We start from the raw sequence: 11,808 nt of genomic DNA, 5'->3' as shown, positions 1-11,808 counted from the left end.
CGTCATCACGTGAATATCAATATGTGCCGTGCAAAATCAGTGGCAACCTACACCAATTCTATCTTGGCACACCAAGAGGTTGCGCAGGATGGCTACCAAGAAGCATTACTCCTGGATGTAGATGGGTATGTTGCCGAGGGTTCGGGGGAAAATATTTTTATCATTAAACAGGATAAGCTTTACACACCTGATTTAACTTCTTGTCTTGAAGGCATCACGCGCAATTCAGTAGTTGAGCTAGCACAAGAAATGAATATCCCTGTAATCGAAAAACGCATTACCAGAGATGAGGTCTATTGCGCGGACGAAGCATTCTTCACAGGAACAGCTGCAGAGATCACTCCGATTCGAGAACTCGATAATCGCGTCATTGGCAATGGTAAACGTGGTCCAATTACGCAGCAGTTGCAGGCTTTGTTTTTCGATTGTGTCAGTGGTAAAGCCACCAATCATACTGATTGGCTACATTATGTTTGACTTAGTTTAATGGAGCATTTCATGAACAACCCAACCATGCTCAATCAGAGGCAAATTGAAATCACTGAGGACGATTTACCTTTGCATTGTCCGATACCATCTATGCAACTATGGAATAGTCATCCCCGGGTATTTTTACCCATTGAAGCCACCGGTGAGGTGTTATGCCCTTATTGTGGAACACGTTACATCTTGAAAGGTGGCGCAAAAGCAGGACATCATTGAATCAATCGGAAAACAATATTTCTGATTAACCAATAATCCTGGAAGCTGCAGCTGGCCGCCGAGTTGGGAAGCTGAGATCATGGCATATAGGAGAATTTCTGGAATTTCCTTTTTCACCTGTATGGTAAGATCACTACAGGGCACATCGCATATTGCTCCAAGCGCGAATACAGCGCTGCCCTTCGCTGCCGAGAGAGCCGCCCCGTGGCTTCATCGCGTATTACCCCGCACCCGGTCACTGCACTACACCCCGTCAACTGCAGCTCCAGGATAATTGGAATAATAGACAGTAGTAAATTCCAACAAATAATTACATGCCAACTGCTTTTAAATCCTGATCCTTTGGGGCATTACGCCATGAACAAAATTCCACATGAAGTTTTTAAAGCCTATGATATCCGAGGTATCGTACACACCGTCCTAACCAATGATGTAGTTGAAATGATTGGTCATGCCATTGGCTCTGAGGCGCGAGCGCGTAAACTGAATACTATTGCAATAGGACGGGATGGCAGGCTATCCAGCCCTTCCCTTGCGCAAGCTTTGGCAGAAGGATTACAGAAAAGTGGCATTCAAGTTATTGATGTCGGCATGGTACCCACGCCGATGCTTTATTTCGCTGCACATGAGCTTTGTAACTACACCGGCGTAATGATCACAGGCAGCCATAACCCACCAGATTACAATGGTCTGAAAATAGTTCTCGGCGGTGAAACGTTAGCAGCTGAGACAATTCAGGCATTACGTTCTCGTATAGAAAACAATAATTTAGTATATGGCAGGGGTAGTTATAGAACACATGTTATTACGTCAACCTATTTCCAACACATTACCAATGATGTCAAATTAGTTCGTCCAATGAAAATCGTTGTTGATTGCGGCAATGGGATAACAGGAACTTTTGCACCGGCGCTTTACCGGAACTTGGGTTGTGAAGTAATAGAGTTATTTTGCGATGTAGATGGAATGTTCCCCAATCATCATCCAGACCCATCAGTACCCAAAAATCTGCAGGACGTCATTCATGCTTTAGCTACTACTGATGCAGAAATAGGTTTTGCATTTGACGGCGATGGTGATCGGCTTGGGCTTGTAACCAAAGATGGATGCATTATTTACCCTGATCGCCAACTCATGTTATTTGCTGCAGATGTATTATCTCGAAACCCTGGCGGACAAATTATTTTCGATGTTAAATGCACACGCAATTTAGCAAAATGGATCGAACAGCATGATGGCAAACCCGTCATGTGGAAAACAGGGCATTCATTTATTAAAGGTAAGCTAAAAGAAACTGGCGCACTACTAGCAGGAGAAATGAGTGGTCATATTTTTTTCAAGGAACGCTGGTATGGTTTTGACGATGCGCTTTATACAGCAGCCCGATTATTAGAGTTGTTAAGTAAGCAAAATGATATTAATGCCGCCTTGCATGCTCTTCCAGATGCTCTTAATACCCCGGAATTACAAATAAAACTGAAAGAAGGGGAAAATCACGCCTTGATAGAACAGCTTCAAAAAAATGCACACTTCAATCATCCAGAGAGAATTGTCACCATCGATGGATTAAGGGTTGAATACAAGGATGGATTCGGTCTGATACGCGCTTCAAATACAACCCCAGTTGTGGTTTTACGTTTTGAAGCAGATGATGAGGAAGCACTACAGCGTATACAACAAGACTTCCGTAACATCATACTACAGTTCAAACCAGACGCCGCATTGCCCTTCTAAGAATTAATGCCTGATCAGCGTTTCTCGCAGCATTAAAAAGCTCGCCGTAAAACCGTTTGTCATTACGCTTACCAGTCAAGAAAGCTATCCTATTCAAATCATATAGTAAAAATAAGCTACCAAATTATGCTGTAATTAAACTGATCAAGTTGGCCAGCCACGCGATGTATTCCTGTAATTAATGCAACTCATTTTCTCCTGAACAGTTATGCTGTATGTTACGACACAATAGGGGAACTTGATTTGTGAACAATTATCAAATTGGCATGAAACTTTACTACCTGATCATTGTATTACCACTATTATTTCCTGCAAATATTTTTGCAGACGAGCTCCCCGACCTTGGTGATATATCACAAGCCACGATCACACCTCGTCAAGAACGAGAGATCGGCTTGCAGATTATGCGTCAAATCCGCGCAGATCCCAGTTATCTGAATGATGCTGAAGTAGCAGGCTACCTCAATAACCTAGGTAATAGGCTCATTTCAGCCTCAAATGAAGCAAAATTCGATCAGTCATTCGAATTTTTTGCGCTGCAAGATCCGTCCATTAATGCATTTGCTTTACCAGGTGGATTCATGGGTTTCAACAGTGGATTAATTATCGCCGCGCAGAGTGAATCTGAATTAGCAGGGGTTATGGCACATGAAATTGCGCACGTTACCCAGAAACATCTTGCAAGAATGATTTCTGGACAGCAACATATCGGCCTCATCACTTCCATTGCTGCACTTGCTTTGGCTATCCTCGCATCTCGCTCCAATCCTCAAGCAGGCCAGGCAGTCCTCGCTACTGCACAAGCCGGCGTTATTCAGTCACAGTTAAACTTTACACGTAAACATGAGAAGGAAGCGGATCGAATCGGTTTTAATATTTTATATAAAGCTGGGTTTGATCCTCATGGAATGCCAGCCTTTTTTGAACGCTTACAAAATGCCGGGCGATATTATGAAAACGGAGCACCTTCTTATCTGAGAACGCATCCACTCACTTATGAGCGCATAGCGGATATTGAGAATCGCACACGAGAATTATCATATCGTCAAGTTCCTGACAGCATCGACTTTCATTTAGTTCGAGCTAAGCTGAAAGCTTTGCAGGGAAATTCTGCCGATAGAGTAACGGAATTTGATTCACGCCTACAAGATAAGCGATATGCAAATGAGACTGCAGAGCGTTATGGTCTGATTTATGCACTATTACGTGATAAGCAGCATAAGCGTGCCGAGAAGGAGTTAAACGAACTTTACCGGGTCATTCAAGCTGATCACACTGTCAGTCTGCTTAAGAATCACCGTTTGGGCAAACCCGTTCTGGTTGAGAGCGACTATTTACAATCGGGAGCCATGATTGAAACACTTGCAGCACGTGTTAAACTGGCTAACAAGCAAATTAAAGATGCATTCAATATTTACCAAAATGCACTAAAAGCATATCCCCAGCACCGTGCATTAATTTATGATTACATAGCAGCGTTACTAAGTCACAAAAATGCAGAGGTCGCACTTGAATTCATCAACAAGCAGTCGCAAGTCATTCATGATGATATCAATCTTTATCGGCTGGAAGCACAATGCCACGCTGCGCTTGGAAACGCTATGCTCCAGCATCGCGCGCAGGCAGAAATCTATATCCAAGAAGGAAAGTATCGTGCTGCAATTGAGCAATTAGAGATTGCTTTACGTAAGGATAATGGCAATTTTTATCAATTATCCAGTGTAGAAGCTCGCCTGCGGCAGCTCAAGGAATTCGTTGCTGCCAATGAAAAAAAGGAATGATTCCGGTTGTCATTCTTAAAGCCAATCATCAACGCAAATAATCTTCTACTTAATAATTTCATTGCCCAGATAAGATTTGATTCACTCTCTGATGACACGCCTTAATTTCAGAAATAAATCGATTGTTTTATTGATAATTCTATTATTGGGCGCGATTTATGGATATACAAGCAAAACACTAGAATCGGGAAAAGAAGAATACCGAACTAAGACAGTTGACCGTGGAGACATTATTCAAATTATTTCGGCCAATGGTACGCTAACGCCAGTTGAGCTTGTCAATGTAGGCACCCAAGTATCGGGTACTGTATTCAAAATCTATGTAGATTTTAATGATCAGGTAAAAACAGGTCAGATTCTGGCTGAACTTGATCCAGCTCTGCTCAAAGCGCAATTGCAGCAATCAGAGGCTAACCTTAAGAGCGCTCAAGCCACCGCAAGAAATGCAGCCAGCAAGGCTGCTCGTGGTCGCACTCTTTTACAAAAAGGATTTATTTCCAATGAAGCACTCGATGAAATTGAACGGGAACTGGATATCGCCCATGCTCAGGTAGCTGTTAGTAAAGCTAACGTTGAACGTGATCGCGCCAATTTGAATTACAGTGTCATTCGGTCACCAATTTCCGGCGTAGTTGTCGCGCGGGACGTGAATGTCGGGCAAACTGTTGCGGCTAGTTTCCAGACACCTATCCTGTTTCAGATTGCCCGCGATCTTCGGCAAATGCAGATTAATATCAGTGTTGCCGAAGCTGATATTGGCCAGATACATGCTGATCAGGAAATCACCTTTACGGTAGATGCATTCCAGGAACGGGAATTCACCGCTTTTGTTAAACAAATACGATTAAATCCGACTATTCAGGAAAATGTTGTTACCTATAACGTGGTCGCAATAGTCATCAACGATGATGGCACGCTGTTACCTGGCATGACAGCGAATGTCCGTTTCATCGTAAACCATAAAAACGCCGTTCTTCGTGTACCTAATGCAGCACTTCGCTATAAGCCGAGCAATACAATGTCTGCCTCTGGCATACCCCCGGCCAGACAAACTCGTCAGCCTCAGCTCTACCGCCTTAAAAACAACATCCCTGCACCGATAAATATCGTAACAGGAATCACGGATGGGAATTACACTGAAATCATTTCGGGCGATCTAAAAGAAGGGGATGAGCTGATTATTGGTGATACTGCCGGCAAAAAGCAAAATGAATCATCTATAAGCAATTTCAGGTTCAGGATGTTCTAATGTCAGGCAAAGACCGCACCCCTACCCAAACATTGATTCGGGTGGAAGATTTATGCAAAGTATATCAGCTGGGAAGTCATACAAACCAACCAATTCGTCATCAGGTACTTTTTGATATCAATCTTGAAATTTACCCTGCAGAATTTATTGCTATTATGGGGCAATCTGGTTCTGGCAAGTCTACCTTGATGAACATACTGGGTTGCCTTGATACACCTACAAGTGGTAACTATTGGTTAGCTGGCCGCAATGTGGCATATTTATCTAATGATGAGTTGGCGCATGTACGAAACCGTAATATAGGCTTTGTATTTCAGGGTTTTAATTTACTCAGGCGTATGACCGCACTAGATAATGTTGCAGCCCCACTACTGTATGCTGGCATGAATCGCAATGAAAGCCGCAAACGCGCATTGACATTACTACAGCAAACAGGTCTGGGTCAATTTACGCTGCATTATCCCAATCAGCTTTCCGGTGGACAGCAACAGCGTGTAGCAATCAGTCGGGCATTGGTCAATCAACCACAGCTTATCTTGGCTGATGAACCGACTGGCAATCTTGATACCCAGACCAGTCATGAAATCATGGCATTATTTAAACAGCTGAATAGTGATCAGGGTATAACGATTATCCTGGTAACTCATGAAGATGATATCGCCTCCTATGCTAACCGATTCATTCGATTGAAGGATGGCCGCATTATCCAGGATGGAGGCAAAGGCACTCTTTTATCTATACCGTTCCAGGACAAAAGAATTACAAGTCAGCCATGAAATTGTTGATCATTATTAGTGAAGCCTTTCGTGCCTTGCAACTCAATCGCTTGCGCACCGGGCTAACCATGCTTGGGATGATCATCGGCGTTGCCGCAGTCGTCTTGATGCTATCCATCGGTCAAGGTGCTCAAATCAATATTAGCAACACAATAGCTTCTATGGGAAGTCATTTATTAATCGTAGTACCGGGCGCAACCTCCTCAGGAGGATTACGCTTCGGCAGTGGCAGCGTAAAAACATTAACAGCAGGTGATGCGCAAGCCATAGCAGAATTATCCTCAGTTGAAGCGACTGCACCTGTCGTTTCTGGAATTGCCCAGTTTAGTTATGGCGCTAATAATTGGAGTACAACGATAACAGGTGTAACTCCAGACTATTTTTCTGTTAGTAATTGGGAAGTAGAGAGTGGTTCGATATTTTCTGAAGCAGACTTGCGCTCTAATACACGCGTTGCTGTACTAGGAAAAGTAGCCGCCGAGAATCTGTTTGGAATGGAAGATCCTATAGGCAGAATACTTCGTATCGCTAACAGACCATTTCTGGTCGTTAGTGTTCTTGTCGCCAAGGGGCAAAGCCTTAGTGGGCGCGATCAAGATGATAATGTTTTTATCCCACTTACCACTGCTCAACGCCAGATTCTAGGCAATCAATTTCCTGGATCGATCAACTATATGCTGGTTCAAAGCACATCAGCAGACATGATGGAAGAAGCAGAAGCAGAAATTACTCGCCTGCTTCGCCAGCGTCATCGTCTTTCCGACAGAATGGAAAATGATTTTACCGTACGTAATCTGACAGCGCTAGCAGTTGTTGCGAGCACAACAGCCAAAATAATGGCATGGGTACTGGGAGCGATTGCTTCGATCTCACTGCTGGTTGGCGGTATCGGGATCATGAATATCATGCTGGTATCGGTGACGGAGCGTACCCGGGAAATTGGAATTCGTATGGCTATAGGCGCCAGTCGTCGTGCAATCCTCACACAGTTTCTACTGGAAGCTTTGATGATTTGTATTCTAGGTGGATTGACTGGTGTGATGCTTGGAATCGGTGGAGCATGGATAGTAAGTCAGATTGCAGATATGCCGGTTGTCATTACGCTCAGCATGATTGGCTTAGCTTTCACCTTTGTAACAATGATCGGCATATTTTTTGGTTTCTATCCTGCCAAAAGAGCGGCTTCATTAAAACCAGTAGAAGCATTACGCTATGAATAAACAAATAATCCATCATCTCTGAAAAACCAACACGATTTGCATCAATATTGAAGTTGGAGGGAGGACATTCAAGAGAGATGAAATTTACCAGGATTGAGGCTGCTCTGATAAACCGCATCGCTCAGATCAGGGTTGGTTCTAAATTGGCGAAATACTCGATCAATTTTCTTCGGCACAATTGCTTTTAATAGAGCAACCCACCGCTGCACATCTCCCCAGAGAAAAAGAAAAATACTCCTTTTGCCGAATCAATACCTTCGCTTGTGATCTTCTTTAGCTGGTATTCCCCTCTCGTTTATTAGTCATATTGCACGACTATTTTGGCATCTTGATACCGCTTTGAATGACGAGCGTCTATTCCATTACCCAGCTTCGAAGTTAAGCTACGAAGATATTGCGTATTCCTTCGTCAGGTTTGATATCCCTAACGGGCTATTTTCAAATATGATCAAGAAAAAAAAACCGCCCTGTTAAGAGCGGTTTCAAAACTTTGATCATTCTATATAATTTAATTAATTATTTTTTATCTTCATCACCTTTATCAGGCATTGATTCACGTTCCATCATGGCGCTAGGTGGATACTGAGCTGGTTTAGGCTCGCCACAAGCAGTCAAAGCCAACGCCATAAGAATAGCTACTAAGAGGGCAGATTTCATCTTCTTAATCTCCTATATAAACAAATATGATGAATTAATTATATTTAAATATACAACAGCTCTTTGGCCATTCATATTTCGAAAGACCGTATCATTAATATCAGAATTGTTATGTGCTGTCCAGTAAATTTATAAGATAGCTAGTAGATACGAGATCTAGCGGGCCATGTTGCAGCGTCTTGACACACAAAATACATCAAATGAAACAACAAAATACCATAAATCTAGATGCACCTGCTTCCATAGTCGCTATAAGCAAGTCTGGTATACTCCCTATTGCTTACTTTCTCCGATCGACACCATCATTGCAGTGAATATTCATCCTTAAAAATTAATTACTCAGAACCTATGAATTATTTCTGAGAAGAATTAGTGCTAGATTTATGACGAAATTTTTCCAAACGTGCTAATTCAAAATGAATAAACGCTAATGCAGTTAATGTTGGAGCAAATAAATTCAGAAATGGCACAAACTGAACGAGGCCAGTTAATAATCCTAAACTCCAAAGTGATAATTTGTCTGTTGCCAGTAAAATTTTTAATTCTTCCTTACTAGCATGTTCTGATATTGCATCATAGCCAAATAATCGCTGATTCAGATAGGCAGCAGCTAAAAAAGATATTAACATTCCAATACCAATAAACCAGAAAGGAATAGCGATACTCCACAACGCTATAAATACAATAGTTGCAGAGATAACATGAAATAAACTACCCATGATGCTTCCACCGTTTTTCCGGTCAAGTAACGGGTAATATCGCTTAGCAACAAAATCAATCAGTGATGGCATAACAAATAGAGCAGTTATTATCATGCTTGTCATTATCACTAACATAATAAAAATAACTACATTTAATATATCTCTAATGCCATCAGTAATTTTTATTAGATTTGACTCATCAATCCAATCCTTCATAATGGTATATGGAATAATTTCCATAACCCATTCAACTGAAGGAGTCCAAAAAAATTTACCAATTATTATCCAAAGTAAGGTAGCAGCGAAAAGTGGCCAAACCAGTATCCATACAATCTTAAGATTAAAAAGATTACGGAAAGCTAATGAAAATGCTTTAAAAATCTGAATCATCTAATATCAATTATAAGAAAAATTCAAAATATTCGAAGGAGTACAAATACCTAAGTGCATGAATAACTTTATGACTATATATTCAATAGTTGTTCAGCTATTTTTCATTTCTAAAAATTTATTAAGGACATAAATACATAGCATGTAATACAATAATTAAGAGAAAAATTTATGACATATTTACTTAAACTAAAGTTTTTTAGGTAAATGTCGTTAAATTATTAGTGATCTCTATGAAAAAGGATTTTATCTTGAAAATAGATAACTCGAGTCCAACGCGAGCAAGTAATATTATTAGTAATAAGCAAAAGCATAATGACAAATCCACCTCTGCTAAGTTATCAGGTTCTCTTCAACCGGAAATTAATCAAGCAGAAAATAATTCACATATAAACCTTTCTTCTATTCTATCGCACTCTATCGAAAATAATAGTGAAAATATGGATGCGGCTAAGATAGTAGAGATTAAGCGAGCAATAATTGAAGGTCGTTTTAAAGTTAATTCTGAAGTAGTCGCTGATCAACTGCTAAAAACAGTGAAGGATCTCATTCAAGCCAAAAAAAATAATACATGATGTCATTACTGCCAGTCGAGCTAATTTACGTCGTGCGTCTTGTGAGGTAAAACGCCATTTGATCGGCATGCCTTCGCATTGCGCGCCTGGATTTATTGGCTTCGACCTCGCGGCACAGCTGGTCCTTGTCTGGTATCTGTCGCGATAGGCACATACCCAGACACCCTTGCGCTCGTCTTCGGTGTCATAACGCGTCGGTGCCCCAAGTTCGGCGAGAATCAGTGGGCGCACTTCGGCAATCAATTGTTTGGGATTTTCGTCAAAGCACACTACCGGTCGCAGCGGATCATAGGACTACTCATAAAGATCCAGCACGTCTTCCATGGCCGCCATGAACTCCGCGCTGACTTCTAGGATGCGCCATTCCTATTGCTGCCAGGGCTTCAGAGCGATCTGTTTGTGCGTCAGTTTCGGTGCCGGGAGGTGATTTTTCAGCACAGCTTCCGGACCTTCTTCCACGCACCGCTGGCGGGCCTTAGCCAGAGTCTACTCAAAAAGCATTTCTCATAATCTCGCCTAAAATTTATAATTCGTAACATATTATTTTATCCTACATTCCGCAGCAAAATTTGACCCAACCAGAATTATTTCAGTATCGTTGTTAATTGGCATGTTCATTTTCTTTGATTCTTAGGGAATTTAATCTGGTAATTCGTATTAAAACCAGCACCATGGCCACGCCCCAACAAAATACCTATTACAGCCGAGTCATTCATCATCTCAGTCTAGTTTCGAGGATGATTGATGAATTGGGTTTGGCCGAACGAATTGATGCCCTGATATCGAATAAAGAACAGCAGATCGTATCCTATTGTATGGTCAGGCGATTAAAGCCATGATTCTAAATGGTCTGGGTTTTACCCAGCGGGTGTTGTACCTGACGCCGCATTTTTTCCGGAACAAACCGGCTGGACACCTGATTGGCGAGGGCATAACCGCGGCCCAACTAAATGATAATTTACTAGACCGGACGTTGGATGCCATCCATGCGTATGGTTGCAGTTCTTTTTACAGCCAACTAGCGGTTCACAGTGTCCAAAAGCTGGGCTTGCCATTGCCAAACCGGCCATCTGGATTCGACCAGCTTCCATACCGACGGTGTCTATAACAGCTAGTTGCCGATTGATGAAGACAGTCAATTGATTCACATAACCCAAGGTTATAGCCGTGATCATCGACCGGATTTGAATCAGGCGGTTTTGCAATTGATTGTAGAAAGACAAGCGGGGATTCCGTTGTTGATGGAACCGTTAAGCGACAATAATGCCGATAAAGCCAGCCTTAAACAGACGCTTGAGCAGTACATGGCCCAACTGCAATAGGATGTCAGCTTGCGAGCGATTGTCGCCGATAGCACCTTACATACCGCCGAAAGCCTGACTCAGAGAACCCAGATTTTCCATTAGAACCAATTAAGATGTGAATATTGGGCTAAATTTAACGGGGAGATCAAGGGTCTTGGATTTGTCCCACAGACCATTAATCCATTCACGTTGTTGCATGGCAACTGCCAGGTTAATAATCTTTTTTCTGCTCTCGTGGGTAATATAACCGGCTTTAGCAAAGAGCTTGTAACGTAGGGTTTTGGGGGTATGCTGAACATCACCCTTACCTGAAACAGTATCACTTCGTAATACTGCCTGACGAAACAAACTCATCAAATTATAGGCCAGCATCACTGTCATTAAAGCAGCTTCAGTGGTCCAGAAATCTCTAAGAACCCGTTCAAAGTCTTTTGGTTTGACGGAAAAAGTGTGATACTTGCAAGATGAGAACACGTTATCCAAGTGATATCAGTCACGAACAGTTCGAGCAGATCCGCCCACTGCTGGAAAGTGCGCGCAAGAGGACCAGTCCACTCGAATCGATTTGTACGAAGTATTTTGTGCGGTGTTGTATTTACTCAAGAGCGGTTGCCAGTGGCGCATGTTGCCAAGCGAATTTCCGAAGTGGCGCACGGTCCATTCGTACTTTGCTATTTGGAGCGAGCCGGATAAAGATGGAGTAAGCCTGCTGGAGCGGG

The 11,808-nt window shown here is 42.2% G+C and carries 14 protein-coding genes and 2 pseudogenes; 12 read left to right on the top strand and 4 right to left on the bottom strand.

Annotated elements, in window-relative coordinates; genetic code table 11:
* The 7 genes from J5I83_RS09085 to J5I83_RS09055 form a co-directional block, all read left to right on the top strand.
* Positions 1-477, top strand: a 477-nt coding sequence (locus J5I83_RS09085) for an aminotransferase class IV (protein ID WP_304055178.1), incomplete at its 5' end; no start/stop codon positions are given.
* Positions 478-498: 21 nt separating this feature from the next.
* Positions 499-702 (top strand): zinc-finger domain-containing protein, encoded by a 204-nt coding sequence (locus J5I83_RS09080; protein WP_304055177.1) that lies wholly within the window; start codon positions 499-501, stop codon positions 700-702.
* Positions 703-1,059: 357 nt separating this feature from the next.
* Positions 1,060-2,436: a phosphomannomutase/phosphoglucomutase gene (locus J5I83_RS09075; RefSeq protein ID WP_304055181.1), complete on the top strand. Its 1,377-nt coding sequence runs from the start codon at positions 1,060-1,062 to the stop codon at positions 2,434-2,436.
* A 245-nt stretch (positions 2,437-2,681) separates the two neighbouring features.
* The gene (locus J5I83_RS09070) at positions 2,682-4,217 is read left to right on the top strand and encodes a M48 family metalloprotease (RefSeq protein WP_369683414.1); all 1,536 of its coding nucleotides are present in this window, start codon (positions 2,682-2,684) and stop codon (positions 4,215-4,217) included.
* Positions 4,218-4,308: 91 nt separating this feature from the next.
* Positions 4,309-5,466: an efflux RND transporter periplasmic adaptor subunit gene (locus tag J5I83_RS09065; protein ID WP_304055176.1), complete on the top strand. Its 1,158-nt coding sequence runs from the start codon at positions 4,309-4,311 to the stop codon at positions 5,464-5,466.
* Complete coding sequence (locus J5I83_RS09060; protein WP_304055175.1) at positions 5,466-6,242, top strand: ABC transporter ATP-binding protein; 777 nt, start codon at positions 5,466-5,468, stop codon at positions 6,240-6,242. The genes J5I83_RS09065 and J5I83_RS09060 overlap by 1 nt, the downstream gene beginning before the upstream one ends.
* Entirely contained in the window at positions 6,239-7,462 is a 1,224-nt protein-coding gene (locus tag J5I83_RS09055) for an ABC transporter permease (protein WP_304055174.1), read from the top strand. The genes J5I83_RS09060 and J5I83_RS09055 overlap by 4 nt, the downstream gene beginning before the upstream one ends.
* A gap of 516 nt (positions 7,463-7,978) precedes the next feature.
* On the opposite strand, the gene J5I83_RS09050 is transcribed toward J5I83_RS09055, so the two are convergent.
* Positions 7,979-8,119: a hypothetical protein gene (locus tag J5I83_RS09050; RefSeq protein WP_304055173.1), complete on the bottom strand. Its 141-nt coding sequence runs from the start codon at positions 8,117-8,119 to the stop codon at positions 7,979-7,981.
* A gap of 353 nt (positions 8,120-8,472) precedes the next feature.
* Positions 8,473-9,210 (bottom strand): EI24 domain-containing protein, encoded by a 738-nt coding sequence (locus J5I83_RS09045; RefSeq protein WP_304055172.1) that lies wholly within the window; start codon positions 9,208-9,210, stop codon positions 8,473-8,475.
* A gap of 251 nt (positions 9,211-9,461) precedes the next feature.
* Between J5I83_RS09045 and flgM the strand changes: the two genes are divergently transcribed.
* Entirely contained in the window at positions 9,462-9,785 is a 324-nt protein-coding gene (gene flgM / locus J5I83_RS09040) for a flagellar biosynthesis anti-sigma factor FlgM (RefSeq protein ID WP_304055170.1), read from the top strand.
* 225 nt (positions 9,786-10,010) lie between these two features.
* Here flgM and J5I83_RS09035 read toward each other — a convergent pair.
* Positions 10,011-10,121, bottom strand: a pseudogene (locus J5I83_RS09035) (IS630 family transposase); the annotation flags it as partial.
* 335 nt (positions 10,122-10,456) lie between these two features.
* On the opposite strand from J5I83_RS09035, the gene J5I83_RS14560 reads away from it, so the two are divergent.
* Genes J5I83_RS14560 through J5I83_RS09025 form a run of 3 tightly spaced genes read left to right on the top strand, consistent with a single transcriptional unit; the run spans position 10,457 to position 11,107 of the window.
* A complete protein-coding gene (locus J5I83_RS14560; protein ID WP_369683413.1) occupies positions 10,457-10,624 on the top strand; it encodes a DUF4277 domain-containing protein in 168 nt (55 codons plus the stop codon).
* Positions 10,597-10,893, top strand: a complete 297-nt coding sequence (locus J5I83_RS09030; protein ID WP_304055169.1) for a DUF4277 domain-containing protein — start codon at positions 10,597-10,599, stop codon at positions 10,891-10,893. Before J5I83_RS14560 ends, J5I83_RS09030 begins: the two co-directional genes overlap by 28 nt.
* Before the next feature lie 31 nt (positions 10,894-10,924).
* Entirely contained in the window at positions 10,925-11,107 is a 183-nt protein-coding gene (locus J5I83_RS09025) for a hypothetical protein (protein ID WP_304055168.1), read from the top strand.
* 90 nt (positions 11,108-11,197) lie between these two features.
* Here J5I83_RS09025 and J5I83_RS09020 read toward each other — a convergent pair whose 3' ends face one another.
* A complete protein-coding gene (locus J5I83_RS09020; RefSeq protein ID WP_304055184.1) occupies positions 11,198-11,572 on the bottom strand; it encodes a hypothetical protein in 375 nt (124 codons plus the stop codon).
* Between J5I83_RS09020 and J5I83_RS09015 the strand changes: the two are divergent.
* Positions 11,554-11,808: pseudogene (locus tag J5I83_RS09015) on the top strand (transposase); the annotation flags it as partial. The gene J5I83_RS09020 and the pseudogene J5I83_RS09015 sit on opposite strands and share 19 nt — an antisense overlap.

The organism is Nitrosomonas communis, assembly GCF_024102715.1.
Lineage (GTDB): Bacteria > Pseudomonadota > Gammaproteobacteria > Burkholderiales > Nitrosomonadaceae > Nitrosomonas > Nitrosomonas communis_B.
The sequence above is the reverse complement of the archived record's forward strand: the minus strand, read 5'-3'. Positions and strand labels throughout refer to the sequence as shown.

Excerpts from the sequence above, each read along its gene's own strand:
- J5I83_RS09080 (WP_304055177.1), top strand. The coding sequence starts at position 499 with ATGAACAACCCAACCATGCTCAATCAGAGGCAAATTGAAATCACTGAG.
- J5I83_RS09075 (WP_304055181.1), top strand. The coding sequence starts at position 1,060 with ATGAACAAAATTCCACATGAAGTTTTTAAAGCCTATGATATCCGAGGT.
- J5I83_RS09045 (WP_304055172.1), bottom strand. The coding sequence starts at position 9,210 with ATGATTCAGATTTTTAAAGCATTTTCATTAGCTTTCCGTAATCTTTTT.
- J5I83_RS09065 (WP_304055176.1), top strand. The coding sequence starts at position 4,309 with ATGACACGCCTTAATTTCAGAAATAAATCGATTGTTTTATTGATAATT.
- J5I83_RS09055 (WP_304055174.1), top strand. The coding sequence starts at position 6,239 with ATGAAATTGTTGATCATTATTAGTGAAGCCTTTCGTGCCTTGCAACTC.
- J5I83_RS14560 (WP_369683413.1), top strand. The coding sequence starts at position 10,457 with ATGGCCACGCCCCAACAAAATACCTATTACAGCCGAGTCATTCATCAT.
- J5I83_RS09050 (WP_304055173.1), bottom strand. The coding sequence starts at position 8,119 with ATGAAATCTGCCCTCTTAGTAGCTATTCTTATGGCGTTGGCTTTGACT.
- J5I83_RS09060 (WP_304055175.1), top strand. The coding sequence starts at position 5,466 with ATGTCAGGCAAAGACCGCACCCCTACCCAAACATTGATTCGGGTGGAA.